Annotated in this window: 29 protein-coding genes; 12 read left to right on the top strand and 17 right to left on the bottom strand. The window is 44.3% G+C overall.

What is annotated here, in order from left to right:
* Positions 1-6: 6 nt before the first annotated feature.
* Entirely contained in the window at positions 7-1,053 is a 1,047-nt protein-coding gene (locus tag A6K76_RS01920; protein ID WP_066461539.1) for a M42 family metallopeptidase, read from the bottom strand.
* Between the two features lie 101 nt (positions 1,054-1,154).
* Between A6K76_RS01920 and A6K76_RS01915 the strand changes: the two genes are divergently transcribed.
* The gene (locus A6K76_RS01915) at positions 1,155-2,696 is read left to right on the top strand and encodes a two-component system sensor histidine kinase NtrB (RefSeq protein WP_066461538.1); all 1,542 of its coding nucleotides are present in this window, start codon (positions 1,155-1,157) and stop codon (positions 2,694-2,696) included.
* Between the two features lie 42 nt (positions 2,697-2,738).
* On the opposite strand, the gene A6K76_RS01910 is transcribed toward A6K76_RS01915, so the two are convergent.
* Positions 2,739-4,118, bottom strand: coding sequence for an aldehyde dehydrogenase (locus A6K76_RS01910; protein WP_139108631.1), 1,380 nt, complete (start codon positions 4,116-4,118; stop codon positions 2,739-2,741).
* A gap of 174 nt (positions 4,119-4,292) precedes the next feature.
* Here A6K76_RS01910 and A6K76_RS01905 point away from each other — a divergent pair, with 174 nt between their 5' ends.
* The 3 genes from A6K76_RS01905 to A6K76_RS01895 all read left to right on the top strand — a co-directional run bounded on the left by A6K76_RS01905 (position 4,293) and on the right by A6K76_RS01895 (position 6,147).
* On the top strand, positions 4,293-4,913 hold the full coding sequence (locus A6K76_RS01905; RefSeq protein ID WP_083995185.1) for a GntR family transcriptional regulator: 621 nt from the start codon (positions 4,293-4,295) through the stop codon (positions 4,911-4,913).
* Between the two features lie 44 nt (positions 4,914-4,957).
* Positions 4,958-5,404: a hypothetical protein gene (locus A6K76_RS01900; protein WP_066461534.1), complete on the top strand. Its 447-nt coding sequence runs from the start codon at positions 4,958-4,960 to the stop codon at positions 5,402-5,404.
* A gap of 134 nt (positions 5,405-5,538) precedes the next feature.
* Complete coding sequence (locus A6K76_RS01895) at positions 5,539-6,147, top strand: peptidoglycan recognition protein family protein (protein ID WP_066461533.1); 609 nt, start codon at positions 5,539-5,541, stop codon at positions 6,145-6,147.
* Positions 6,148-6,216: 69 nt separating this feature from the next.
* Here A6K76_RS01895 and A6K76_RS01890 read toward each other — a convergent pair whose 3' ends face one another.
* The 6 genes from A6K76_RS01890 to A6K76_RS01865 form a co-directional block, all read right to left on the bottom strand.
* Positions 6,217-6,741, bottom strand: a complete 525-nt coding sequence (locus A6K76_RS01890) for a YceI family protein (protein ID WP_066461532.1) — start codon at positions 6,739-6,741, stop codon at positions 6,217-6,219.
* Between the two features lie 82 nt (positions 6,742-6,823).
* Positions 6,824-7,450 carry a nitroreductase family protein gene (locus tag A6K76_RS01885; protein ID WP_066461531.1) on the bottom strand — a complete coding sequence of 209 codons (627 nt, stop codon included), beginning with the start codon at positions 7,448-7,450 and terminating at the stop codon, positions 6,824-6,826.
* A gap of 14 nt (positions 7,451-7,464) precedes the next feature.
* Positions 7,465-8,214 (bottom strand): class B sortase, encoded by a 750-nt coding sequence (gene srtB, locus A6K76_RS01880; protein ID WP_169817973.1) that lies wholly within the window; start codon positions 8,212-8,214, stop codon positions 7,465-7,467.
* Positions 8,215-8,282: 68 nt separating this feature from the next.
* The gene (locus A6K76_RS01875; protein ID WP_066461626.1) at positions 8,283-9,032 is read right to left on the bottom strand and encodes an NEAT domain-containing protein; all 750 of its coding nucleotides are present in this window, start codon (positions 9,030-9,032) and stop codon (positions 8,283-8,285) included.
* 135 nt (positions 9,033-9,167) lie between these two features.
* Positions 9,168-9,743: a thermonuclease family protein gene (locus tag A6K76_RS01870; RefSeq protein WP_066461528.1), complete on the bottom strand. Its 576-nt coding sequence runs from the start codon at positions 9,741-9,743 to the stop codon at positions 9,168-9,170.
* Positions 9,744-9,746: 3 nt separating this feature from the next.
* A complete protein-coding gene (locus tag A6K76_RS01865) occupies positions 9,747-10,301 on the bottom strand; it encodes a phosphatidylglycerophosphatase A family protein (protein ID WP_066461526.1) in 555 nt (184 codons plus the stop codon).
* Between the two features lie 128 nt (positions 10,302-10,429).
* Here A6K76_RS01865 and A6K76_RS01860 point away from each other — a divergent pair, with 128 nt between their 5' ends.
* From A6K76_RS01860 to A6K76_RS01850, 3 genes are all read left to right on the top strand, one after another.
* Positions 10,430-11,149, top strand: a complete 720-nt coding sequence (locus A6K76_RS01860) for an alpha/beta hydrolase (RefSeq protein WP_066461523.1) — start codon at positions 10,430-10,432, stop codon at positions 11,147-11,149.
* Positions 11,150-11,236: 87 nt separating this feature from the next.
* Positions 11,237-11,752 (top strand): YjcG family protein, encoded by a 516-nt coding sequence (locus A6K76_RS01855; protein ID WP_066461521.1) that lies wholly within the window; start codon positions 11,237-11,239, stop codon positions 11,750-11,752.
* Positions 11,753-12,184 (top strand): GNAT family N-acetyltransferase, encoded by a 432-nt coding sequence (locus tag A6K76_RS01850; RefSeq protein WP_066461519.1) that lies wholly within the window; start codon positions 11,753-11,755, stop codon positions 12,182-12,184.
* A 45-nt stretch (positions 12,185-12,229) separates the two neighbouring features.
* Here A6K76_RS01850 and dut read toward each other — a convergent pair whose 3' ends face one another.
* The 6 genes from dut to A6K76_RS01820 form a co-directional block, all read right to left on the bottom strand.
* Complete coding sequence (gene dut / locus A6K76_RS01845) at positions 12,230-12,661, bottom strand: dUTP diphosphatase (protein ID WP_066461517.1); 432 nt, start codon at positions 12,659-12,661, stop codon at positions 12,230-12,232.
* A 105-nt stretch (positions 12,662-12,766) separates the two neighbouring features.
* Positions 12,767-14,137, bottom strand: a complete 1,371-nt coding sequence (mgtE, locus tag A6K76_RS01840) for a magnesium transporter (protein WP_066461515.1) — start codon at positions 14,135-14,137, stop codon at positions 12,767-12,769.
* A gap of 222 nt (positions 14,138-14,359) precedes the next feature.
* Entirely contained in the window at positions 14,360-15,256 is an 897-nt protein-coding gene (locus A6K76_RS01835) for an RluA family pseudouridine synthase (RefSeq protein WP_066461513.1), read from the bottom strand.
* Positions 15,249-16,049, bottom strand: a complete 801-nt coding sequence (locus A6K76_RS01830) for an NAD kinase (protein ID WP_066461623.1) — start codon at positions 16,047-16,049, stop codon at positions 15,249-15,251. The genes A6K76_RS01835 and A6K76_RS01830 overlap by 8 nt, the downstream gene beginning before the upstream one ends.
* The gene (yjbM, locus tag A6K76_RS01825; RefSeq protein ID WP_066461512.1) at positions 16,049-16,720 is read right to left on the bottom strand and encodes a GTP diphosphokinase; all 672 of its coding nucleotides are present in this window, start codon (positions 16,718-16,720) and stop codon (positions 16,049-16,051) included. Before yjbM ends, A6K76_RS01830 begins: the two co-directional genes overlap by 1 nt.
* A 60-nt stretch (positions 16,721-16,780) precedes the next feature.
* Positions 16,781-17,164, bottom strand: coding sequence for a UPF0738 family protein (locus A6K76_RS01820; protein ID WP_066461621.1), 384 nt, complete (start codon positions 17,162-17,164; stop codon positions 16,781-16,783).
* 229 nt (positions 17,165-17,393) lie between these two features.
* Between A6K76_RS01820 and A6K76_RS01815 the strand changes: the two genes are divergently transcribed.
* The 5 genes from A6K76_RS01815 to A6K76_RS01795 all read left to right on the top strand — a co-directional run bounded on the left by A6K76_RS01815 (position 17,394) and on the right by A6K76_RS01795 (position 20,811).
* Entirely contained in the window at positions 17,394-17,978 is a 585-nt protein-coding gene (locus A6K76_RS01815) for a CYTH domain-containing protein (protein ID WP_066461511.1), read from the top strand.
* 4 nt (positions 17,979-17,982) lie between these two features.
* A complete protein-coding gene (locus A6K76_RS17160) occupies positions 17,983-18,747 on the top strand; it encodes a lytic transglycosylase domain-containing protein (RefSeq protein WP_066461510.1) in 765 nt (254 codons plus the stop codon).
* Between the two features lie 378 nt (positions 18,748-19,125).
* Entirely contained in the window at positions 19,126-19,524 is a 399-nt protein-coding gene (locus A6K76_RS01805; RefSeq protein WP_066461507.1) for a globin domain-containing protein, read from the top strand.
* The gene (locus tag A6K76_RS01800; protein WP_066461505.1) at positions 19,524-20,339 is read left to right on the top strand and encodes a DsbA family protein; all 816 of its coding nucleotides are present in this window, start codon (positions 19,524-19,526) and stop codon (positions 20,337-20,339) included. Before A6K76_RS01805 ends, A6K76_RS01800 begins: the two co-directional genes overlap by 1 nt.
* 76 nt (positions 20,340-20,415) lie before the next feature.
* Positions 20,416-20,811, top strand: a complete 396-nt coding sequence (locus tag A6K76_RS01795; RefSeq protein WP_066461503.1) for an acyl-CoA thioesterase — start codon at positions 20,416-20,418, stop codon at positions 20,809-20,811.
* Between the two features lie 465 nt (positions 20,812-21,276).
* Here the strand turns inward: A6K76_RS01795 and pepF are convergent, their stop codons facing one another.
* From pepF to mecA, 3 genes are all read right to left on the bottom strand, one after another.
* Positions 21,277-23,085 (bottom strand): oligoendopeptidase F, encoded by a 1,809-nt coding sequence (pepF, locus tag A6K76_RS01790; RefSeq protein ID WP_066461499.1) that lies wholly within the window; start codon positions 23,083-23,085, stop codon positions 21,277-21,279.
* Between the two features lie 56 nt (positions 23,086-23,141).
* Positions 23,142-24,221, bottom strand: coding sequence for a competence protein CoiA (locus A6K76_RS01785; RefSeq protein ID WP_066461498.1), 1,080 nt, complete (start codon positions 24,219-24,221; stop codon positions 23,142-23,144).
* Between the two features lie 118 nt (positions 24,222-24,339).
* Complete coding sequence (gene mecA, locus A6K76_RS01780; RefSeq protein ID WP_066461497.1) at positions 24,340-24,978, bottom strand: adaptor protein MecA; 639 nt, start codon at positions 24,976-24,978, stop codon at positions 24,340-24,342.
* Positions 24,979-25,239 lie beyond the last annotated feature (261 nt).

Here is a 25,239-nt window from a genome sequence, read left to right as displayed (position 1 = left end):
TCCTTATTACTCGACCATTTTAGATGTGACGTAAGTATATAATAATTTCGCTGTATTTTGTAGTGCTTCTATATGCGTTCGCTCATATGCATGAGATGCCTCAATGCCTGGACCGAACAACGCATGCTTAATATCGTACCCTGCTCGAATCGCGGCAGAAGCATCCGAGCCGTAATATGGATAAATATCAAATTTGTAGTCGATGTCGTAATCCTTTGCAAGCTGTACAAGATGACGCGTTAGCTCGTAATGGTACGGGCCGCTTGAATCTTTCGCGCAAATCGATACGGTGTACTCATCTGATGTTTGTCCGTCCCCAATTGCCCCCATATCAACGGCGATATATTCGACAACTTGCGATGGAATGCTCGCATTGCCACCGAAGCCAATTTCCTCATTGTTTGAAATGTAAAAATGCGTCGTGTACGGCAGCTGCTCACCGCTTTCGTGTAAATGACGCACGAGCTCAGTGAGTAACGCTGTGCTCGCTTTATCATCTAAATGACGCGACTTAATAAAACCGGTTTCCGTCATTTCAAAGCGAGGGTCAAACGAAACGAAATCACCTACTTCAATGCCAAGTGCACGCGTCTCACTCGCTGACGTCGTTTTTGCATCGATGCGTACTTCTATGTGCTGCTCATCACGCTTTACGTCGCCTGCATTTGCATACACATGCACCGTCGTCTCATGAATTAAAATCGTACCGCGAATCGTCGTGCCATCCATTTTATGAATCGTACAATATTCTCCTTCTACTGCGTTCCATCTGAAACCACCGACCATTGATAGCTTTAATCGTCCACTCGGCTTAATGTCCTTAACCATCGCGCCGAGCGTGTCGACATGTGCCGTTAGTAAACGATGCTTTGTGTCGTCTTGCCCTTTTATCGTAACGATGAGTGCGCCTTTGTTTGTGCGCGTATACGCAACACCAATATTTTTAAATTTCTTTGCCATCACGTTCATAATGTTTGTCGTGTAACCAGAGGGGCTTGGGATATTCACTAGCTCCTCTAAAAGCTGACACGTTGCTTGTAAATTAAACTGCATAACGAATCCTCCCTTAATGTCTCTATCATAACAAAATGAGCCATTTCACGACAATGTTAAATGATGTATCATAATATTATTCTAGTTCCCTGAGGTGTTATATGGATCCTACTAAATTTCTTTACGAGCGCAACCGTTTCGTTTTAATTTTATTTACGTGCTCATTTGCCATCGTTACCGTTTTATTTTATTCTAACTACAAACATTTCGTTCAAGGCTTCCCTATTTTCCCTACGCTTGCGTTCATGTGGTGCTTATATAGCTGCGCAAAGTTTCCAAACCATAAGCTAGCGATGCGCAGCAACTTAGTCGCACTGCATATATCGGTGTTCATTCACGCATCAATGTACATTACCGTATTAAATGTCTCGTGGCTTGCATTCATTTGTTTTTTAGCGACGTTGTATTACTCATTTAAATCAACGCTTCTTGCGATCATTATAACGATTATCGAATGTATGTTGCTCTTTACAATCGATTCCGAAGTGCTTACAAGTCCCATTTTTCTTGGTAACATGGTGTTTTTAGCGCTATGCATTATCATTTCAAACGCGTGGCACGGTCACGTTTTCAACAGCAGCTACTTGCACTTATCAGAGCAGGCAAAGCAAAACTATTATTTGCACATGTTTTTTGAGCAAGCAAACGATGCAATTGCCGTTGTCGATTTAGAAGACCGCATTATCGACATGAATCCTGCGTTTGAAAAACTGTACGGTTGGAACCGCGACGATTGCATCGGTGAAGTCATTTCGATTGTGCCAGAAACAAATCGCATTGCCGCGAGTGAACGATTTGAGCGACTAAAGCGTGGTGAAAGTATACCGGCGTTCGAGACGGTCGACTTACGACAAGACGGTTCACTCGTCCACGTGCAACTGTCGATGTCACCGATTTATAATAAGGAAGGCGACATGCTTGCCATTTCAATTATTTCGCAGGATATTACGTATAAAAAAAATGCTGAAAAACGCATTTTACAGTCAGAAAAGCTTGCACTCGCTGGTGAAATTGCAGCCGGCGTCGCTCATGAAATTCGCAACCCTCTTACAGCGGTGTCTGGCTTCATTCAAATGATGAACGAAGATAAGGAATCGCCGTATTACACATACACACAAATTATCCATTCAGAGCTTGAACGCATTAACTTAATTATTGGTGAGTTTTTAGTGCTGTCCAAGCCGCATATTGACGATGTAAAAAAGCTATCGATTACGAACGTTTGCTTAACGATTGCGACATTTTTACAATTTGAGTTCCAAAGTAAAAATATTCAGTTCACGCAATGTATCCCACAGGACGATTACTTCATTTTGGCAGACGAAAATCAAATTAAGCAAGTGCTGCTAAACATTTTACGCAATGCGATTGAAGCTGTTCACGACAACGGTCGCATCGAGCTATCGCTGCACGCCAATGATGATCACAGCGTCACAATTCAGCTAAAGGATGACGGCATCGGCATGGACGCAGCAACACTCGCGCAAGTTTTCGATCCATTTTTCACGACAAAGGAGAACGGGACAGGGCTTGGCATGATGTTAACGAGCCAAATCATTCGCTCGTTCAACGGCAACATTTGCATCGACAGCAGTAAAGAAGCCGGCACGACGATTGAAATTACGTTTCCGATTATTGAATAACGAAAAATCCTAGCGGCGTGTATGCCACTAGGATTTTTTATGTTATAGCATCTTTTTCACAATCGCCACTTCCGCAGCTGAGTACGGCGGATACAAAAGACTTGGATTTATTTTTGTCGAGCGCTTCATCATCGATTTTGCATGCGTAAAACATTCAAAGCTCGCATAGCCGTGATACGTGCCTGCACCAGACGGACCGACACCGCCAAATGGCAGCTTCGTATTGCCGACATGCATAATCGTATCGTTAATGCAGCCACCACCGAACGCGAAGTTTTCCGTGAAGTAATCAATCGCTCCGTCATGCTCGCTAAAGAAATATGCCGCAAGTGGTTTCGGTAATCTGCTCACCTCATGTAGTGCAGTCGGTAAGTCATCGTATACGATAATTGGCAGCACCGGACCGAACAGCTCCTCCTGCATAACTGCAGCGTCCCATGACACGTTGTCCACGATCGTCGGTGCAACGTAATTCGTTTCAACGTCCACGTCGCCACCTGTAATAATATGTGCGCGGTCTTGTGCAAGCATATCCGCTAAGCGCTCCACTTGCGACTTCGTAATAATGCGACCGAAATGTGCGCTTTTTTTCGGCTCTTTGCCATAAAACGAACGAATCGCTTTTTGTAGCAGCTTCACAAACTTGTCGTGGACGCTACGCTGCACGAGCACGTAATCTGGCGCGACGCACGTTTGCCCGGCGTTCGTAAATCGCCCAAACGCAATGCGCTGTGCCGCAACGGCTAAATTTGCCGTATGGTCGACGATCGCTGGGCTTTTGCCACCGAGCTCAAGCACGTACGGCGTTAATCGCTCGGCACACGCCTTTGCGACAATTTTGCCGACTTTCACGCTACCTGTGAAGAAAATGAAATCAAACGGCGCGTGAATAAGTGCTTCGACCGTCTCCTTCGCCCCTTCGACGACGCGCACGTATTGTGGCTCGAACGCTTCTTCTAAAATCATTTTTACGACTGCTGCTGTTGCGACTGACGCTTCTGAAGGCTTCACAATGGCCGTATTGCCGCCGATGATTGCACCGAGAAGCGGCTCCATCACTAGCTGGAACGGATAGTTAAACGGCCCGATAATGCACGTCACCCCGTACGGCTCGCGCACGATGTAACTTTTCGCTGGCTGAAATGCAAGAGGTGTTTTCGCTGCAACCGGCTCATTCCACTGCACTAAATGCTTCGCAAACTCATCAATTGAGCTATACACCATACTAATTTCAGTCGAATATGCCTCAAAGTCATTTTTATGTAAATCGGCATATAGCGCCTCAACGACTTGACGCTCGTATTTTTGAATCGTTTTCTTTAACGTTTGTAGCTGCTGAACGCGAAACGCTACGTCACGTGTTGCCCCGCTCATATAATACGCACGCTGCTGCTCAATATACTGCTCTACTTGCTGTTTCATATGAAAAGCCCCCAATTCATTATGTGTTACGTTCATTATGACCGAATTTACGTACCATTTGCAAAAAGATCGCTCGCTCATGACGAATTGTAAAGTTTTTTAAATGTATGTAAAACGATTGTATTGTTCTGCACACGCTGTAAAAAACGCGATATGCTTATTTAAAAAGGGGGGTTGACACGATTGTATGACGACATTTACACATTGCTTGAGCAACGCTTTTTACGCGGCGACTACTTGCCAGATGACGTCATTTCAGATTACGCGCTAAGCAAGGAGCTACAAACGAGCCGCAACCCGATTCGGCGGGCGATGGAGCGTCTTCAACAGCAAGGCTTTTTATCAAACAATGCGCATCAAAGTAAGCTCGTCATCGGCTATAGTGAGGACGAATGCGCGCAAATGTATACATACATTTTACATTTAATTGAGCTTGCCATCGCAACTGAGCGTGTCGATGTCAACAGCCTTTTATGCGAAACGGCAAAGCTAAAGCAGCTAAGCGACCGCAGCACATATTTTGACTACGTGCAGCAGCTCGCAAACATTTATCGCTTAATCATTACGAGCAGCAACAACATCGTGTACACGCGCTCATTCGACCAGTGGCATAAACCGTTTATTCGCATGCTCATGCTGCGCTTTCGCCTCGGTCAAGTGTCGCAACCGTTTAAAGAGGTGCAACAGCTAACTCAGCTTTCTACTTTGCTTCACCAACAGCAGCTTCAGCAAGCGAAAATTTATGTGCAGTGCATCGCAAGCGAATGGTGTAAAGTACCGTCTCCGTTGTCATAGCATCATGCGTTCTTTATAATAATGGAGAAGAAAGGACGTTTGCGATGCGAAAACCATTGAAAATTTATTTATTTTTACTGCTGCTCATTACAGCGTTTGGCATACTCGGCAACATACTCATTCAAGACGAACCGAACTTACAGGCGACCGACATTAATGCGGACATTCCAGGCTCTGAAACGATGGTTGCGCTATACGAGCAGCTTGCGACTACGTTTGGTGAGAACGCAATTTTCGATATTGCGGTGCTGCCAGTAGATGATCGCTTCGACGCCGAGCTGCTGCTTATTGCGAACGTAACGGATGAGCAAACATTGCTTGCTGACACAGAAAAAGCGTTGCGAAGTATTGAGGAAATTACACTTCGTCACGTGACAATCTCGTGGCAAATGAACGATGCAACTGTTATGCACGCTACGTTTGCATCACCGTTTGACACGACCGCTGAAACGATTGCTGCACGCGCGATCGATTATACGTATACGCCATAGGTTAGCATTCATGCTAGCCTTTTTACATTGTCATGCGGCCTAAGTCTGATTTTGTCGTGCAATTGTTGACGGACGTTTTTTCGCATAAAAGCTGTTACACTATCGATAATGATAACTTCGAAAGGGTGATTGCGATGCAACGAATACGAGCAATTCGGCGCGGCTTAACGTTGCTGCTACTACTGACGGCGATCTTTTTTGTTGGCAAGCTCCTTTTTGGCAATGAACAAATTGAACAGTTAAAGGACGAGCAGCCTCCTCGCTGGGTCGAAAAGCAATACATTACAGCCGGCTATCCGAGTCGTCCAGGTCGCGAGCTACAAGCGGTGAACGATATCGTCATTCATTACGTCGGCAACGCAAGCTCTACTGCCCAGCAAAACCGCGATTACTTCGACACGCCAACGACGAAAGTGAGCGCGCATTTCATCATCGGCTTGCAAGGTGAAATTATTCAAGCATTGCCGCTGCATGAAATGTCCGTTGCGACGAATTGGCGCAACCGCGATACAATTTCGATTGAAGTGACGCACCCTGATGCGAGCGGACAGTTTACCGAAGCTTCGTATGACGCGCTCGTTCGCCTCACCGCTTGGCTGCTACACGTCACCGATTTACCTGCTGACAACGTTATTCGCCATTACGACGTGACCGGCAAGCTTTGTCCGCTTTATTATGTAGAAAATGAAGATGCGTGGCTTGCGCTAAAAGAGGATATTGCCGATGCACATGCGTCGATTTAAGAAACAGACTAATACAAAAAAGCGTTATTAGGAAAATGAACTTTCCTAATAACGCTTTTTGCTTTTTAACTACGCTGGGTTTAACTCGAGCTCGACTTTTACTTTAATATCTTTACCGACGAGCACGCCACCTGTTTCAAGCGCCTGGTTCCACGTTAAGCCGAAGCTTTCACGATTAATTTTTGTCTCTGCCTCTAAGCCGTGTACTTCCACGCCCCACGGATTTGTGCCGCTGCCGTTATATTCTACGTCAAATGTTACTTCGTTCGTAATGCCTTTAATCGTTAAATCGCCGGTTACTTTGTACTCGCTGCCGCTTCCTGTAACCGATGTCGAAACAAACTCGATTGTCGGGTGCTGCTCCACGTCGAAAAAGTCTGGCGAGCGCAAATGATCGTCACGGTCTGTATTTTTCGTATTAATTGTTGCAACGTCAAACGAAAACTCGAATGTCGCCGTCGTTAAATCCGCTAAATTGTCGGCTGTGACGTTCGCCTTGTAAGAATCAAACTGACCTTTTACTTTTGAAACCATCATATGCTTCACTTCAAATTGAATCGATGAATGCGCCGTATCTACTGTAAAATTTGTCATGCGTTTTCCTCCCACGAATACATAATCGCAAGTAATATACTCACTTTAACTATATTCGCCATCGACGCGCGTTTTCCTTTTATTAAAATGAATTAAATTGTACAAATTCATTTACAGGCTTACGGTACCCACGAGGACGCTCTTTGTCGACACTTTTCCCAATCGTAATGAGCATGATCGGCTCCAAATGCGCTGGAATGGAAAATAGCTCGCGCAGCTGCGGTACGTTATGCACATGCATCGGACACGTATCAAAGCCGTAATGCTTCGCCGCTAGCATAAACAGCATCGCATGTAAGCTCGCATTGCGCACAAGCTCATCACGAAGCCCCGCCTCGTCTAACCCATTCGCATATTGCGCAATCGACTCTATTGTCGCGTTATATTCACATTCATCCATCATCTGTAACATTTTCATCGGCATGTACATTTTTTCAGCTGATTCTACTGTAGCGCTTTGACGATTGCCTAACACAAGTACAGCTGCGCTCGCTGTATGAATTTTATACTGACCAAAATGTAAATCGCGTAACGCTTCTTTTTTCTCTTCATCTGTTATAACAAAATAATTCGTTAATTGTAAGTTATATACGCTCGGTGCAAGCTTCGTCAGCTCGAAAATTTGTTTAAAGTCCTGCTCGGTCATGCGAAAATCTTTTTCAAAATTAACAGCTGAATGACGTGCTGCCGCTAGTTGCGCAAAATCCATCTACTACTCCACCTTTATCGTTGTTTTTGAATGAGCTTCGCATGTACGACGAAGCGCTCATCATCGTCATCTGTCGTCGTGCATGTCGACAGCGTAACAATTTGATCGTGTACCGAAATGTCGACGCCTGTGTCGATGCGCGAGCGCGATTTAATCTCTTGAATAAACTCACCAAACGCCTTGCCTTCAAATTCTGTATCTAAATAGTAAAAGCGCGTCGTCGTCTCATACGCCGCAAATACGTGTAGCTCATATTCATCATACATTGTTTCAAAGCGAATAACGCGGTTTTCTTTTGCGAACTCTTCGTCAGCGTATTTCGATAACATGCCAAACATCGAGTTGTCACGCATCACATGTCCATACATAATCGTATGCTTTCCTAAATTTGCGGGATCGTTACGAAAATCCATGAAAATACTGCCAGCGCGACTGTAGCCACCTTTATAATTATGGTCTAAATAATAGTCATTGTCTTCTGCTTGCAGCACCGGGTTGTTAAGCTTCGTGCCGTCTAGCTCTAACCAGCCGACAATATCATCATTGACGTTTTGCAGCTTCGTAATGTTTTCGCGCAGCGGCTTTTCCGTTTCCGTTTGCGCCACTTGTTCGGCTTCCTCACTCGTCACTGGTGCTGCGTACACATCTTGAATGTCCGCTAAATCGCGCGCATTTTCAAAATAGCCGTATAAATATGAGCCGATGCTATATAAGCTCACCGCAAATACAACCATACTGCCGTATAGCAATACTTGTCGTTTCATGTCGTTCCCTCCTATCATTATAACGAAAAAAATTCACCATTTTGTCCGCGACAAAATGGTGAATTGTACTACGCTGTTTGTTTACGTAAACGTACAATAACGAACGCAGATGCTACGAGTAAAAGAAGTGCCACATACGGTAATTCATCGCTCGTTTGTGGGTTTTTCACTTGCGTCTTCGTTGTCGTCGTTGCCGCTGTTGTTTTTGCTGTCGTTGAAGTCGTTGCTGGCTTCGTCGTTGATGTTGATTCAATTGGCTTTGCTTCTGCCTTTTTTTGCGCCTCTTGTAGCTGCTTTGCCACTTCAGCTGTAGCTGAGCTTGTCGCTGCTGTCGTCGTTGAAACAGCTGGTGTTGTCGTTACTGGCTTCGTTGATGCTACGACGTCACCTGTTTTTTTCGCTTTCGCCTCATCAAACACGAAATCAACATTATATGAGTGATAATACTCTAAGTTCGGAATTTCAATGCGCATTGGCACGACGATCGCTTTATTTAAAGCGGCTACGTCCATTTGGAATGTACGTTGATCTGCTGCTTTGTTTTCGTTAATTAACTTGTAGCCTGGTGGTTCTAACTTCACAACCCACGCCGCATTTTTCACAGTCATTTCTGCCGTCATTTTGCCGTCTTTTACCGTTAGCTTTGCTGGCTTTAAGAAATAGTCATTCCCGACAGATGGACTGTCTTTACCGTACGCGTTTACTTGATATTCAATCGTGTAAACACCGTCTGCTAACTTGGCGTGCGATGTATTCGGTAAGTAAAATGCCACACATACGAGAAACGCGATGCATGAAACGATTACTTTTTTCAACATGTTCGTCACCTTCATTCTTCAATTTTCTTCCTCTCTTAATGATGCCATAGTTACAATTCATTCTCAACTGTCTTTTTGCGACAATGAAAAAACAGTATTTTTGACAAATTGCTTTGCCAAAAATACCGTATACAACTAGTTCATCACATCTTCTTGAAAGCCGTCTGTCTCGTCGACATAGCCATCGATTGACCAAATATTTAATTTTGCCTGCTTTGCCTGTTTTTCAATGCTCTCAAACTGCTTTTCAAACGTGTTGTTCGGCACTGTGACGTCGCGCACTGTCGCATAGCCTTCTTTTAATAAATGCTCCTGCAGCGACACCCCGTCAACGAATACGTATGCGAGCAAGCGACCGTCCTCATCTTGTTGCGCCCCGACGTCATGAAGGAGCTGAATTTTCTTCGCCTCGCTAAGCAGTTGCTCTACACGCTCTTTTGCCTCTTCCGCGTACGGTTGCGGTGCATTCGGCGTATCAATCATTAATAGGCGAACAGGTTGCGACTGCCCATCAACGATCACATTTACCGTGTCACCATTGATTACCTCGCCGTACGTCACTTCATATAGCTCGTTGCCCGTTTGCGTCACTGCGTACTCCATTTTCACATCTGCTGTGTCTGCTGCGTCTGGCTTAAATACTAAATACAAACCAACTGCTAGCACAATCGGTAAACTTTTAATAAGCGTTCGAATATCGTGTAGCTTCATACTTTATACTTCCTCTGGGTCAATCGCTTTAAACGTTTCGCCCTCTTCTTCTAAATCGCGGCTGCGGTGAGCGATGCGTGATGCTGCACATGCGGCGATGCTTCCGACTAAATCATCTAAAAACGTGTTGACGCGACCATCGCCAATTTTCGTATCAAGCTTTTCGATAATGCCGATTTTTTGTTTATCTAAATGACCGAACGTCGTTACCGCGATGCTGCCGTACGTAAATACCGAACCGAGCGCAATCGTTTCATCGACGCCGAATAATCCTTCGTCTGATGCGACAATTTGTTGAAGCGGCTCTGACAGCATGTTCTTTTCTGCTAATTCATCTAGCTCGACGCCGACAAGGACCGCATGCTGAATTTCACGCTTATGCAGCACGCGCTCGACCGATTCACAGCAATGCGCCATCGTTAAGCCGATGTTGTACGGCGTTTGCATTTTGTAGACGATTTCGCCAATATCCTCAATTGTGACACCGCGGCGCTCCAACGCATCACGCGTCGCCTTATACACTACTTCTGAATGAACTCTCGTTGGTTTTTGATACATGTAGATTCCTCATTTCTTTTAATTTAACAATTCGTTTTTGATGCAACAACAAACGAATAAGCATTCCGATAACGAATGTAAGCGTTTTATGGTAAAATCGAAAAGACTACTTTTAGGAGGACTTTTTAATGGAAAAAGGATCGGTAAAAGAAATCGATTTTTATAGTGAAGCATTACAAGAAGAGCTAAAACTGCTTATATATATTCCACCAAATTTCACACCGCTTGTAAAATATTCTGTACTCATCGCATCAGATGGGCGCGATTATTTCCAGCTCGGGCGCATCGCTCGTCTTGCGGATGAACTCCATAACGATTTTGAAGTGGAAAATTTAATTATCGTCGGTGTGCCATACAAAAACGCAAAAGACCGTCAACGAAAGTATATCCCAACTGGCGACCTTTTTGAAGCATACGTGCGTTTCTTAGCGCATGAGCTTGTGCCTTATTTAGACGAGGAGTTCCCGACGCTGCAAATGGGCATGGGCCGTGGACTTATCGGCGACTCGATGGCAGGTACCATTTCGTTATTAACGGCGATTACATACCCGCACATTTTCGGCAAAGTCATTATGCAATCACCGTACGTCGATCGCCATGTGATGGAAGCTGTGCAAAACTTTTCACAAGTCGATGCATTGTCTGTTTACCACATTACAGGCAAGCAGGAAGACCGCGTGCTAACGACCGACAAGCAAGTTCGTGACTTTTTAACGCCAAACCGAGAGCTGCACGCATTAATGCAAGAACGCCACTTCGATCTGTTTTATGAAGAGTTCGATGGCAATCATACGTGGAAATATTGGCAGCCTGATTTGCGTCGTGCCATTGTAGAAAATTTCAGTTAATTCAACGTTTTCAACATACTTTATGAGCGTTTTCTGTTATACTTAACGTGTAAAAAAGACTGTAATATTCTCAGGAGGTCGATTAGTTTGAACTATGGTATTGTTGCATTTCCATCAAAAAAGTTGCAAGATTTGGCGAATACATATCGTAAGCGCTACGATCCGCATTACGCCCTTGTAACACCTCATATGACGTTAAAAGATCCATTTGAGGCAGATGAAGCAGAAGTTAGCAAAATTTCCGAAGCATTGACGAACATTGCTCGTGACTTTGCGCCGCTTCACATTCATGCATCTCGCATTAGCTCGTTTTTTCCAGTGACGAATGCGATTTATTTCCGTATCGAACCAACCGACCAACTAGCGGCGATTCAAGCAGCATTGAACGAAGCGATTCCATTCGGTGAAAAGAAGCATACTTTCGTGCCACACATTACGATTGCCCAAAAAATGACCGACAGTGAACATGATGATATTTTAGGACAGCTGCGCATGACAGGTGTAGATGAAGAGGAAACAATCGACCGCATCCACTTAATGTATCAGCTAGAAGACGGCTCTTGGACAGCGCACGAAACATTCCGCTTAACAGGTACGCGTTAATTGTTTAAAGTAAAGCGAGTCGAAACAGAGGCTGAGCGTGAAGCAGCCTTTGCGATTCGTCGTGACGTCTTCATTAAAGAACAAGGCATTCCGCCGCATTTAGAGCGTGACGAATTTGATGAATCGTCGACGCATTTTGTCGTTTATGATGAAGATACAATCGTCGCGACAGCACGCGTCCAAGCATTGCCATCTAATATCGGAATTGTCGAACGGGTTTGTGTCATTAAAGAGTATCGTGGAACTGGTTTAGGTGTATTGATCATGAAGGAAATCGAGAAGTATGCAAGACAAGTTGAATTAAAGCGATTGCGGCTCACTGCCCAATCGTTTGCTGTACCGTTTTATGAGAAATTGTATTACGATTGCGTCTCTCCTGAATTTATGGACGCTGGCATTCCGATGCGCGTTATGGAGAAATCGTTGAAATGACAAAAAACAGGCTATGCTAACGCAACGTTGACATAGCCTGTTTTTTTATTTTACGCCGCTTGATCCGAAGCCTTGTTCGCCGCGCTCTGTTTCTGATAGCTCTACTACTTCGACTACGTTCACAGTCGGTACAAGCTGCACGACAAGCTGAGCGATGCGCATATGCTTTTCGACAACGAAATCAACGTCACTATGGTTCATAAGCACAACGCCTACTTCCCCGCGGTACCCTTCATCAATTGTGCCTGGGCTATTTAATACGGTAATGCCGTGCTTCAGTGCTAAGCCGCTTCGTGGGCGCACTTGACCTTCTGTGCCAACCGGTAGCTCTAGCTGAATGCCTGTTTTCACAAGCGCCCATTTACGTGCTGGAATAATCGTGTCCTCGCTTGAAAATAAGTCCATCCCTGCATCGCCTGCACGTGCTTGTAGCGGTAGTTTTGCATCTTCATGCATACGTTTAATTCGTAATTCCATTTGTATAGTCTCCTATTCTTGCTTAAAAGCTTTTTTGCTAATTGCTCATTTCAGTTCGGTGCTCCTGCGGTTACTCGTCTCCAAAAAATTGGCTTGTCCTGCTTGCTATAAAATAAACGCTGTCGCAAGCCCTAAATAAATTAAAATACTCGTAATGTCATTAAGCGTTGTGATGAACGGCCCTGATGCAACGGCTGGGTCAACGCCAATGCGGTCCATCATAAGCGGAATAAGTGACCCGGCAAGCGTAGCAACGATAATCGAGCAGCACATTGCCACGCCTACAAGCATACCAATAATGAGCTCGCCTTTCCAGAAGTAAACGATTCCTGTTACAACGAGCGCACAAAGGAGCCCCATAATCGCGCCAGTGCTTAGCTCGCGCAGCAATAGACGCATTTTGCTTTCGTCGTTGCTTGCATCTTTTGTCGCTAAGCCACGCACCGCTACCGCAAGCGCTTGTGTTCCACTGTTGCCGCTCGTACCGGAAATGAGTGGAATGAAAATCGCTAAAATGGCAACCGCATCGAGCGTATCTTCAAACTGCGCCATAAGCGACGCCGTAAGCATTCCTAAAAACAATAACATGACGAGCCACGGCAAACGCTTTTTCGCCGCTGCGAATGGCCCTTGCTCAAAGTTATCAAAGTTCGAAATACCGGCTAGCTTTGAGTAGTCATCCTCTGCTTCTTCATCAATAACGTCAATAATATCATCGACCGTAATGATGCCAAGCAGCGTTTTATGTTCATCAATAACCGGCAACGCTAAAAAGTTGTAGTCACGCATAATTTGCGCAACCTCTTCTTGGTCGTCGCTCGCTTGCACCGACACAACACGCTCGTTCATCACGTCACGAATAAGCACGTTCTCACCCGCTACAATTAAATCACGTAGCGAAATGACGCCGACAAGCTGCTTTTTCATATTCATAATGAAGATGTAATAAATCGTCTCAGCTGTCGGTGCCTCGTTGCGCAAAATGTTCATTGCCATGCGCGTCGTCGAGTTTTCATTAATTGACACGTATTCGGTCGTCATAATGGCCCCGGCTGTATAATCCGCATACTGCATGAGCTCGTGAATTTCTTCAGCCGTCTCATCGTCCATTAACGTTAAATATTGCGTGCGATCTTCATCATCTAGCTCGTGGAATACGTCGACTACATCATCTGTATTCATTTCAGAAAGCATCGCCGCCGCGTACGATACGTCCATTTCATTTAAAAATTCCACGTACGTATCGTCATCAATTTCAAGCGCTTGGAACACTTCAGCGAGCTCCTGAGGCGATAAATAATAATAAATTTTTTGACGTATCGGAGGTGTCACCTTTTCATAAAACTGTGCCTGCTCATACGGGTGCAACTCAAAAAATTGTTCTCGAAACTGCTCGATATCATCCTTTTTAATAAAGGAAATGAGCTGCTCCATCACAAGCTGTTCTTCGTCACGCCCCACTTTTTCATCCATCATGTACACCAACCTCCTTCTACGCTTTCATGATTTTTCGTGCTGAGCTCTATGCACTGTTCAACACGTATGACTTTCATAGTATAAACTTCTACAAATACGCATTCAATTTCTTTTTTGAATATTTACAAAACGTTCATTCGTTTCACGCAACAACGGTACGACATCTAGACGAAAAAGCCGCCTCTTTACGTCAACATGTACGTAAAAAAGACAGCTCCCCCTTTATAAAAAACGCTGCAAATCCGCGGCTAGCGGTATTTCATGTACATGGTGCTCGTTCGTTAACGGATGCGTAAATTCGATCTTTACGCAATGTAACGCATGGCGATCAATGAGTGCTTTACTGCCACCGTACAAACCGTCCCCTATTATTGGATACCCTAAATGCGATAAATGTACACGAATTTGATGCGTTCTTCCTGTATATAGCTTTAGACGTACGTGCGTCAGCGGCTCCCCGTCATACGTAAAGCGCTTTAACACCGTCACGTCTGTATGTGCGTGCTGCCCATCATCTCGAACGACGCGCTCAATAATGCTCGTGTCGCTCCGTCCAATCGGCGCCTTTATTTCGATAAAATCGTCCGCTACGTGCCCGTGCACAATCGCCTCGTACGTGCGGTCGACGTCATGTGTTTTTTGTGCTAAGCCCATTAAATGATGGATGTGACGATGCTTTGCGATGCACATGAGCCCCGACGTATCGCGGTCAAGTCGCGTCACAATATGCGCCGTCGACTGCAAGCCAATTTGTTCAAAATAATGCATGAGCACGTTCGCCACACTGCCAGTCGGATGCTCGCGCGACGGAATCGTACTTTGATACGGCGGCTTATTAAGCAGTAAAATCGAATCGTCCTCGTATACGACGTCGAGCGCACCTGCTTCTGCAAGCAACCCTTCGCTCGGCTGCTCAATTGGAAACATAACGGTCACAACGTCGCCTTTTGCTAGCTTGTAGCGCACCGTTTGCTCCGTACCGTTAACGAGAAGTTGTCCACCGTCATATTTAATCGCCGTCAATGCGCGCTTAGAAATACCAAACTGACCGAGCAATGCTTCACGCAGCAATACTCCGTCAGTTTCTGTATGGAACGTTAACTCAAATTGCTTATACATCGTTTGAAACGAATGATTCGTGAACGCGCTCCCAAAACGGGAATGGGCGGAATCTTGCAAAACGTACTTTTTCGCGTGCAACAGTACATTGAATTTTTGAAACGTCCGATTGCGACAAGCTAATGTGGTCAATCGTCATATTAAACTCTTGTGATTCAGAAACTGGCTTTAACTCACAATTGTGATGCGCTGGCAATACGAGCGATGAGCCAACTGTACGGAATACACGGTTGTTAATTGATGCCATTTCCGTTAGCTGAATAGCCTCGAGCGTCGGGTGAATGATCGCGCCACCGAGTGCTTTATTGTACGCAGTTGAGCCAGATGGTGTCGATACGCAAAGCCCGTCGCCACGGAAGCGCTCAAATGGCTTGCCGTTTAACTCGACGTCCATTACGAGTGTAACGCTCGGCGATTTCACCGTCGCCTCATTTAATGCCAAATATTTATTAACGGCTGAATTATGATGATGCACTTGAATTTCAAGTAACGGGTACTCAACGACATTAAAATCCTTTTTCGCAATCGATAGCACAAGCTTTTCTAACTCGGACGGCTTCCAGTCTGCGTAAAACCCTAAATGCCCTGTATGAATGCCGACGAATGACACTTTATCAAGTAAATGCGAGAAGCGGTGGAATGCGTGCAGCAGTGTGCCGTCTCCCCCAATCGATAGCACAATGTCTGGGCTTTCCTCATCGTGCTTTAGCCCAAAATCTAATAAATACGTTTTTGCTAGCTGTGCTAATTCGTTTGACTGCTCATCTAAACGTGCTTGAATTGCAAAGTTCATCATGCATCACGCTCCTGTTCTGGTCGGTTTGTTTTCGGATTGTCACCTTCTTTAAGCTCGGTGAAATAAGCTTGTGCCTCATGGATTTCACTGCGAATTTGCGACATTTCCTCATCTAGCTGAAACGCCGCTTCTGCCGCACTTTGTAGACGATTTTTAATTTCTTCAGGAAAATCTCCCTTATATTTATAGTTCAATGAATGCTCAATCGATGCCCAAAAGTTCATCGCGAGCGTTCGGATTTGAATTTCAGCAAACACTACTTTTGTTCCATGAATCGTTTCTACTGGGTACTCGATAATGACGTGGTGCGAGCGATAGCCACTGCTTTTACTGTTCGTCACGTAATCGCGCTCCTCGATAATGCGCATATCCTTTCGCTGATGCAATAAATCAACGACTGTAAAAATATCATCAATAAATTGGCACATAATGCGCACACCTGCAATATCTTGTATTTCATGGGCAAGCTTCTCAGACGGCTCAAATGGTAAACCTTTTTCGAGCGTTTTATCATAAATACTCGCGATTGGCTTCACACGACCTGTGACAAACTCAATCGGTGAATTCGTATTGTTCATGCTAAACTGTGAACGCATTCCTTTTAGCTTTACTTTCAGCTCGTCTACAGCTTGCTTATACGGGTTCAAAAAAAGATCCCATGCTCCCATACGTCAAATTCTCCTCTCAACAGCACAAACACTCCGCTGCCTCTCTTCTTCAAACGCCACTTATACAGCGTCCGTTAAAATTCGTTCAAATGCTTGCTCAACCGCGCTGACAAATGTATCACCGTAATTGCCATTCCCCTCGATATTATAAACAAGCATTTGCAATTCTTCAAAGAAATGTCGTAGCACGATTGAAGCGTCGTTTATTTGTACAGTCGGGTTTTGCTGCTGCACGAGCGCTTGTAGTAGCACGTGCCATACTGGTTGCTCAAATCGTATGTATGCATAATTGTCCCCTACATCGCATAAATACACGAACGCAAAATTGTCTGAATCCGCGATTACTTGTCCTGCTGGTGCGATTTTGTCATATTCGACGTTTTCGTTTACACTAAACGTAAGTAATTCCTCGTCTACAATTGTAACAGTATATTGATTACGCAACATGAAAACTCCCTTTCTTGCCATTGTTTCTGTTCATATTTTACCATACAGTAATGTGTACGGGCACAGACTTCTTTGAATGCGGCTGTTTTTTTCTGTTGCGGCATTATTATGTAAACGTGTATACGCTCATTCACATGTTGTAGGCTAGACGCGCATGACGGCTAGCATTATTAAACGATGCAAATAAATATGACGGCAAAAAATCCATCTGTAAAGGAAGAGCATAATGACAAACGAAACAGAAATTGAATTTAAAAATTTACTACAGCACGACGAATACGAACGTCTATGCCAATTTTTCGACGTGCAGCCAGCTGATGCAAAGACGCTCGCAAACCATTACTTCGACACAGCCGACCTGCATGTGAAAGCACTCGCTAGCGGCTTGCGCATTCGTGAAATAGACGGCGTATTTGAAGCGACGTTAAAGCGCGCAGTCGACGCACAAACGAGCATCGAAACGAACGTCGACATTACGCGTGCGGAAGCGGAGGCAATTTTTGACGGCGCACCGTTTCCAGAAGCGATTTCAAAGCAACTCAACGCGGCGTCAGTGCCACTTTCTGAAATAAAAATGTACGGTTCGCTAACAACAAGACGCATTGAAGTCGAATATAAAGGTGGAACGATCGTAATCGACCACTCACGCTATTTACAGCAAGAGGACTACGAGCTGGAATACGAGGTGACAGACGCTACTGCGGGCGCACAATCGTTTTATGCCTTGCTAGAGCAGCTGCACATTCCGACTCGCCTTACAAAAAAGAAAATTGCTCGCTTTGCGGACGCATTAGCGAAACAGAAAGGATGATTTTATGACAATCCCAAATATTCGCGCCTTTTTAGACACAGCAGCCATTCAAACGATGACAGGTGATGCAGAAAGCGCTTCTTCAACAAACTCTGCATTCTCATCGCTTATTTCAGAAGTTTTATCCAATAACGCATCGACATCGACGTTAACAAACTACTTAGGTGCGATTCCATCACTTGTAAACGCAAGCACATCTTCTACATCAAGCTCAGCGACGACGCTACTAAACGCGTTATCTTCTAGCAGTGCCTCTACATATATGCCACCGTCTCTTTACACGGTGCTATCCGAACAGGCATCAAAAACAGAGACGACAGCTGCAGCAAAAACAACAGAGGCCGCACCGTCTTACAAAGGCTCTGTCGTGTTCACAGGTCAGCTTGAAGGAGCGAACAAATATAGCGCCATTATCGAAAAAGCTGCAAAGGAATACGATTTAGATCCTAAGCTCATCGCGGCGATTATGAAGCAAGAATCAAACTTTAGTAGCAGCGTGAAAAGCTATGCAGGTGCGACAGGTTTAATGCAGCTTATGCCAGGCACAGCGAAATACGTCGGCGTCAAAAATTCGCTTGACCCAGAGCAAAACATTATGGGCGGTGCGAAATATTTACGCATGATGCTCGATCAGTTCGGCGGTGACGTTACGACAGCACTTGCTGCGTACAACGCCGGCCCAGGCAACGTGAAAAAATACGGCGGCGTTCCACCATTTAAAGAAACACAAAACTATGTTGTAAAAGTAAACAACTACTACAAGTCGTAACGAATTGCTCCATTTTCGGAACAAGTAAATTCGAGCGCTGTCGCAATGCAAATATGTTCGCTTCATTGGCGATGACGTGCAAAGCAACATAAGGCGTGTTTGACGTTTCAACATATACAAAAACTTGTAACAAACGCGCGTTAACAAATTCGTCGCGCTTTCCTCATTTCGTAAACGTGAAACGAAACATTTTCACTACGAAACGATGTACAAAAATAATTCTTTTGAATCACTGCCTTTTAGCGTCTTTGAATGCTAAAAGGCAGTTTGTTTGTATTCCGACAAGTTCGTTGATAGAATGAACGTACAACTTAGTTCAATCCATGTACGCGTCATGCGTATTTCATAAATAAAATGGTTTAAAGGAGCAACACACCTATGACTAGAATTTCTAAAATTCCTTACGAGGAAATTGGTGCTGAGAAGTTATCACAATTAATGCATGCGTTTTACAAGCGCGTCAGTAAGCACCCATTGCTAATTCCAATCTTTCCAGAAGATCTTTCGGAAACGATTCGTAAGCAAATTCAATTCCAGACGCAATACTTAGGTGGTCCTAACTTGTTTACTGAGGAGCACGGTCACCCGATGATGCGTGCACGACATATGCATTTCAACATTACACCAGACCGCGCACAAGCTTGGCTCGAATGCATGGCTAGTGCAATGGATGATATCGGTTTAGATGGGAAGTTCCGTGAAATTTATTATAAGCGCCTTGTTATGACAGCGCATCATATGATCAACGCGCCAAATGAGGAAGAGGAGGGGTTGTAGTGACGCATGTTCAATTACTAACGGAGCAAGCAACATCCTCACAATCGTTGCATAAACCTTTAGAGTTATACATTTTCATTGACCCATTATGTACAACTGCCGTCGACATGCAATGTATCGTTCGCAAGCTACAAGTACAATACGAACAATACTTCACATGTCGCTTCATTTTAAGTACGAAGCTTGCGTCATTAAACTGCATCGAAGAAAAAACGAAAGGCTGCATTTCCGGACAAGACGTCGACGTGAAGCACCCTGTATTACCTTCTGTCGCAGTAAAAGCAGCTGAGCTTCAAGGTAAACGAGCGGGCTTACGCTTTTTAACGAAGCTGCAAGAATGTTTAATGTTAAAGCAAAAAAACTTACAATCGTACAATACATTGCTTGAAATTGCACAACAATCACAGCTCGATATGCAGGAATTCCGCAACGACTTTGGCTCAAAGGAAGCAGCACATGCTTTCCAATGTGATCTACATATCACAAACGAAATGGACGTAAGCGAGCTGCCAACGATTGTCTTTTTCAACGAATGCATTGAAGATGAAGGCTTGAAGGTAAGCGGCTTATACACATACGAAGTGTACGAGCACATTTTATCAGAAATGCTCAACGCCCCGCTCATCCCAAATCAGCCACCGCCAGTCGAGGAGCTACTTGGACGCTTCCATAGCTTATCGACGCAAGAAATTGCCGCGATGTACAATTTAACAGAAGCTGCGGCTGAACGAGAAATGAAAAAGCGCATGCTTCAACAAAAGGTCGAGCGCACACAAGCAAATGACGTCACACTTTGGCGCTTAAAGCATGCATAAAAAAAAGCTAGAGAAGCCGTTCTCTAGCTTTTTTCGTCGTCTATGCGCTAAAATAATACGTAAAGGGGGAATTTTCATGCACGAAACACCAATTTATGTACGATTTTGCGAAACGGATTTACTTGGGCATACGAACAATACGAGCTACTTCTTTTATTTTGAGGAAAGTCGCGTGAAGTTTTTAAATAGCGTCGCACCGAGCAAAGATGTGGACGTTCAGTTCGTCGTAGCGCGTATTACGTGTGACTACATACAACAAAGCTATGCAGGCGACGAACTCATCGCACGCACGTCTGTATCAAATGTCGGCTCTAAAAGCTTCACACTGCGTCAGGAAGTTGTAACACAAGCACGTGACGTTATTGCAGCTGGCGATTGCGTCGTCGTTTGCTTTGATCCAAAAACGCAGCGCTCTGCCGCAATTCCAGAATCGCTGCGAAACGAGCTAGAGCAGCACTTAATTCATAGCTAAGTAACGCCGTAAATATAACAAAACCTTGACGAAAACAACTCGTTTCGTCAAGGTTTTTCTTTTTTATGTATGTTTTCTTAAATGAATTATTATTACAAAAAAATAAAAGAGGATCTTCAAGCCTCGACAGAATGAAGACCCTCTTTTCACAAAGGGGATGGGAGAAATGTTCACGATCAAACAAAGGGGTGTATGTTTGGTTTGTGATTTATTTCACAGTGACTACTCTAACATGTATTACGTATGGACGCAACCACTTACATTCGTTTTCACAAATCTGTCAAATAGAAAGCGATTTCACTCATTTAGCGGAGTTGTTTCTCTTGTGAAATTATTTATTATTCATTTTGTAAAACGGGTTACATAATCAAGCAAAAAGATATATCACAAAAACAATAACAATAACTTTACGCCTCAAAGCAGAAAAAAGCTACACGTTCGCACATGCAGCTTCTTTCAACGTACTTATTCACCTAATAATAACGCTTCTAGCTCATTTAGCTTTTCTTCAAACACTTTACATGCATCGATAATCGGCTGTGGTGAACTCATGTCGACACCTGCTGCTTTTAGCACGTCGATTGGGAAATTCGAGCAGCCTGCCTTTAAGAAATTGTTAATGTACTTCTCAACTGCTGGTGCACCTTCATCTAAAATTTTCTTCGATAGTGCTGTCGCCGCAGATTGCCCTGTTGCGTATTGGTACACGTAGTAGTTGTAGTAGAAATGCGGAATGCGCGCCCACTCAAAGCCGATTTCTTCGTCGACAACTATGTCGTCACCGTAATACTTTTTGTTTAGCGCGTAATATTCCTCCGTTAGCTTATCGGCTGTTAACGGTACGCCGTCTTGGTCAAGCGTATGCATTAAATGCTCAAACTCGGCAAACATCGTCTGACGGAATACAGTGCCGCGGAAGCCATCTAACCAGTGATTCAATAAATAAATTTTCTTTTCTTTATCATCAATCGTATTTAATAAATGCTCAAACAATAACTCCTCGTTACATGTCGACGCAACTTCTGCAACGAAAATTGAGTAGTCGCCGTATACGTATGGCTGTGATGCGCGCGTGTAATAACTATGCATACTATGCCCAAACTCATGGGCAAGTGTAAATAAGTTATTGACGTTATTTTGCCAGTTCATTAAAACGTACGGATTCGTGCCGTATACCCCTGACGAATACGCACCGCTGCGCTTCCCTTTATTTTCAAGCACGTCGACCCAGCGATTGTCTAAGCCGTGCTGCACGATGTTTTGATATTCTTTACCTAATGGCGCAAAGCTATCAACCATCACCTTTTTCGCCTCGTCGTACGTGTATTCCATTTCCGTTTCTGCAACGAGTGGCGCAAATAAATCGTACATGTGTAGTTCATCAACACGTAGCACCTTTTTGCGTAACGCGACGTAACGATGCAGTAAATGTAAATTGTCGTTAATCGCTTGCACGAGCTGGTCGTACACTTCTTCTGGAATGAAGTTGTTCGACAATGCGGCGTGACGTGCTGAGCTGTAGTTGCGAATACGTGCTGTCGCATTAGCTCCTTTTACTTTACCTGAAAGCGTTGCGGCAAACGTATTTTTTAAGCTGCCGTACGTTTCATATACTGCTTTAAAGGCACGCTCACGGAAAGTACGATCGGCGCTTTCTAACGCTGTAATGAAGTTGCCGTGCGTAATTTGGAAGTCTTCCCCTTTATCATCTTTTACGACTGGGAACGTTAAATCCGCATTGTTTAACACCGAATACGTATTGCTTGATGCACCGCGCACTTCGCTTAGCTGCGCCATTAACGCTTCCTGCTCTGCTGGTAAAATGTGCGGACGTGCCAGTAACGTCTCCTTTAACGATTGACGGTATACTGCTAGCGCCTCGTTATCGTTTACAAATTGTTCAATAACCGCTTCGTCCATATCCATAATTTCCGGTGTAATGAAAGAAAGCGCTGCCGATGCTTTTGATGCGAGTGCATTTGCGCGTGATTCAAGCGCTTGGTACGTGCTATTCGTCGTATCTTCATCGTTACGCATATGCGCATACACGTACAGCTTTTGCAGGCGGCTGCTCACTTCCTCGCTATATTGCAGCACTGCTAAAAATTCATCCGCGCTATTAGCTAAACGCTTTTCATATGTCGCTGCTTGCTCGACTAATGCAGTAATCGCTTCAAACTCCTCGTTCCACGCATCGTCTGTAGGGAAAATATCCTCTAAGCGCCACGTTAATTCCTCTGGCACATCTTGTCGTAATAATACGTCCTTTGCCATATACAAAACCCCTTTAATTATATTGTTTCGGAAACCGAATTACTTAGTTCATTTTCTCAATTATTGCGCTGCGGTGCAACTATTTTGTCATACATCGCCTGAAATAATACCGCTTCGTTTGCTGGTGTCGTCATTACAATGTCCTCATATACATACAACGCTTGGCGACTGCGGGTACATAGCTGCTCGATGCCGCTAAACGTACAAAAATGCGCCTCGTCCTGACGAATTGTTTTGTTATAGTGCGCGCGCCAAATGACGTAATATAGCTGCCAATCAACAGGTGGGATCGGCAACGCATGCGCATACGGTACGTAAATGCCAACGTAAAATGGAATGCGCATAATGCCTCCGTAATACGTATAAGCAAGCTGCAATACGTTATCCTGTACCCCTTCCTTACTAAAACGTAACCGTTGTAGCAGCATTCGCTCGCGCATATGTTGCTGCTTTTGGCATAGCTGTATAAATACGTCGTTCGAAATCGGTGTCGGGGCATAAAACGGAAATTGCTGCTCATGTATTGGCATATGCATAACATACGCATAAAACTTCGTCGTGCTCAGCTGCATCGCGTAGCTATAATAAATAAACGCTTCCTCTTTCGGTGAGAGCGTTATGCAATATGCTAGCCCGTCTTTCATTTGTAAGCATGCTTTCTCGAGCTGTGAGAGCGAAATGATTTGCCAGCCAAGCTTTTTATGCCGCGTTACCGGAATCCAAATCGGCACGTAGCCTTGTCGTGTGTAGCCATCTGTTCGCTCGACAAGCCGCTCATATGAAATGGCACTGCACTGAAATTCAATCGCATACTGTGCTGCTCGTACGTCGGGGCGCTGCTGCAAAATGCGTACGTACGGCTCAAGCTCCACGTCTTGCATAAAGCGTTGAAAAAAGGCATATAGCTGCGCCTTCCCTTGTAAATGCTGCGCCGATTCCCGCTCGCTAAACCCCGCCTCACAACTTGCTTGTCGATGCGCAAAATGAGCGAGCTTTTGATGCTCTACCTTTAAAATGACCGGCTCGTCACAGCACGGGCAGACGAACGTTTCACTTTGACGAAGCGTGCGCAAAATGTCCTTCGTGTAATCGAGCGTGCATAATAGCTGTCCATTGTTTTTTGCTACAAACATCATTCATCACCTCACCTGTTACTTTGCCGCATTTGTGAGGTAATCGCGATCGTTCGTATGAAATTTAAATTTTGGACATAAAAAAACCAGTTAAAGGCATGTTCCTTTAACTGGCTCGTTATTATGCAAAGTATTGTAAAACCGTTTCGATACAGTTGCCATCCATAATGCGATCGCCGTATTCTGCTAGACGATGCTTCGTTAATTGAGACAGCTGCGCGTATTCGTTAACGATTGATACGATGTCCATAATGTTTTGCTCTACTTGCTCGATCATTACGTAATACGTACCTTCAAATTTATATAAAGTCGTTGTCATCGGCACTGCTTGTAAACGCTTTGCAATCGCAATAATATCATCAAATTGCTGCAGGCGGAAAACCGCATATTGCTGCTTTACAACGGCTTCAGCCATCGTGTCTTTAAATTCTGCTATTGCACCCATGCTATTGCTTAACGCCTCTTCAACAAAGCGTTCAAAGCCTTGGTCATTTTCGCTTATCATTGGTGAATCTTCTCGATCAGATGTGCGCGTTACAACAACTTCAATACCTGTCTCTGCAGCATTCACATGAATCCAAATCGCGCCTTCTAATTCAAAATCAGCTTCTTCCCCAATTTCCTCGATCATATCCCAGAATAGCTGCTCTCCTTTGCCACGATTGTACCAAATTTCTTCGCGGCTATATCCACGCTCTTCAATATCATCATATGAAATGTAAAGCTTCAAAGTATACTCATTCACACGTTCGATGTCCATAACAAACACATCTCCCCTCTATTCCTAGCTTAGATGTTTTTTTCTCTAGGTTTATTCTTTTATTTTATGCTGTTTCGAATGAAAAAGGAAATAAATCATCTTACTTCTGTTGTGATACTTGCTAGTTTAGAGGACACCTATAAAATAAGCAAGTGAAAACGAACAATTAACTGAACATTTGAATAGTTTTAACCTATGTGCCGATACGCGATTGCACTGGCCATTCACATATTGCGGCTTATGTTTGCAATTACTCGAGTC

This window comes from Caryophanon latum (genome assembly GCF_001700325.1).
GTDB classification, from domain to species: domain Bacteria; phylum Bacillota; class Bacilli; order Bacillales_A; family Planococcaceae; genus Caryophanon; species Caryophanon latum.
Note: the sequence above shows the minus strand (reverse complement) of the source record. Positions and strands in the feature narration are given on the sequence as shown.

What these genes read in the sequence shown, in the direction of transcription:
- A6K76_RS01895 (WP_066461533.1), top strand. Translation starts at nt 5,539, where the DNA reads ATGCAACGAATACGAGCAATTCGGCGCGGCTTAACGTTGCTGCTACTA.
- A6K76_RS01865 (WP_066461526.1), bottom strand. Translation starts at nt 10,301, where the DNA reads ATGTATCAAAAACCAACGAGAGTTCATTCAGAAGTAGTGTATAAGGCG.
- A6K76_RS01805 (WP_066461507.1), top strand. Translation starts at nt 19,126, where the DNA reads ATGACTAGAATTTCTAAAATTCCTTACGAGGAAATTGGTGCTGAGAAG.
- A6K76_RS01890 (WP_066461532.1), bottom strand. Translation starts at nt 6,741, where the DNA reads ATGACAAATTTTACAGTAGATACGGCGCATTCATCGATTCAATTTGAA.
- A6K76_RS01885 (WP_066461531.1), bottom strand. Translation starts at nt 7,450, where the DNA reads ATGGATTTTGCGCAACTAGCGGCAGCACGTCATTCAGCTGTTAATTTT.
- mecA (WP_066461497.1), bottom strand. Translation starts at nt 24,978, where the DNA reads ATGGACATCGAACGTGTGAATGAGTATACTTTGAAGCTTTACATTTCA.
- A6K76_RS01815 (WP_066461511.1), top strand. Translation starts at nt 17,394, where the DNA reads ATGACAAACGAAACAGAAATTGAATTTAAAAATTTACTACAGCACGAC.
- mgtE (WP_066461515.1), bottom strand. Translation starts at nt 14,137, where the DNA reads ATGATGGATGAAAAAGTGGGGCGTGACGAAGAACAGCTTGTGATGGAG.
- A6K76_RS01920 (WP_066461539.1), bottom strand. Translation starts at nt 1,053, where the DNA reads ATGCAGTTTAATTTACAAGCAACGTGTCAGCTTTTAGAGGAGCTAGTG.
- A6K76_RS01785 (WP_066461498.1), bottom strand. Translation starts at nt 24,221, where the DNA reads ATGATGTTTGTAGCAAAAAACAATGGACAGCTATTATGCACGCTCGAT.
- A6K76_RS01860 (WP_066461523.1), top strand. Translation starts at nt 10,430, where the DNA reads ATGGAAAAAGGATCGGTAAAAGAAATCGATTTTTATAGTGAAGCATTA.
- pepF (WP_066461499.1), bottom strand. Translation starts at nt 23,085, where the DNA reads ATGGCAAAGGACGTATTATTACGACAAGATGTGCCAGAGGAATTAACG.
- A6K76_RS01915 (WP_066461538.1), top strand. Translation starts at nt 1,155, where the DNA reads ATGGATCCTACTAAATTTCTTTACGAGCGCAACCGTTTCGTTTTAATT.
- A6K76_RS01910 (WP_139108631.1), bottom strand. Translation starts at nt 4,118, where the DNA reads ATGAAACAGCAAGTAGAGCAGTATATTGAGCAGCAGCGTGCGTATTAT.
- A6K76_RS01830 (WP_066461623.1), bottom strand. Translation starts at nt 16,049, where the DNA reads ATGAACTTTGCAATTCAAGCACGTTTAGATGAGCAGTCAAACGAATTA.
- A6K76_RS17160 (WP_066461510.1), top strand. Translation starts at nt 17,983, where the DNA reads ATGACAATCCCAAATATTCGCGCCTTTTTAGACACAGCAGCCATTCAA.
- dut (WP_066461517.1), bottom strand. Translation starts at nt 12,661, where the DNA reads ATGGAATTACGAATTAAACGTATGCATGAAGATGCAAAACTACCGCTA.
- A6K76_RS01875 (WP_066461626.1), bottom strand. Translation starts at nt 9,032, where the DNA reads ATGTTGAAAAAAGTAATCGTTTCATGCATCGCGTTTCTCGTATGTGTG.
- srtB (WP_169817973.1), bottom strand. Translation starts at nt 8,214, where the DNA reads ATGAAACGACAAGTATTGCTATACGGCAGTATGGTTGTATTTGCGGTG.
- yjbM (WP_066461512.1), bottom strand. Translation starts at nt 16,720, where the DNA reads ATGGGAGCATGGGATCTTTTTTTGAACCCGTATAAGCAAGCTGTAGAC.
- A6K76_RS01870 (WP_066461528.1), bottom strand. Translation starts at nt 9,743, where the DNA reads ATGAAGCTACACGATATTCGAACGCTTATTAAAAGTTTACCGATTGTG.
- A6K76_RS01900 (WP_066461534.1), top strand. Translation starts at nt 4,958, where the DNA reads ATGCGAAAACCATTGAAAATTTATTTATTTTTACTGCTGCTCATTACA.
- A6K76_RS01835 (WP_066461513.1), bottom strand. Translation starts at nt 15,256, where the DNA reads ATGTATAAGCAATTTGAGTTAACGTTCCATACAGAAACTGACGGAGTA.
- A6K76_RS01795 (WP_066461503.1), top strand. Translation starts at nt 20,416, where the DNA reads ATGCACGAAACACCAATTTATGTACGATTTTGCGAAACGGATTTACTT.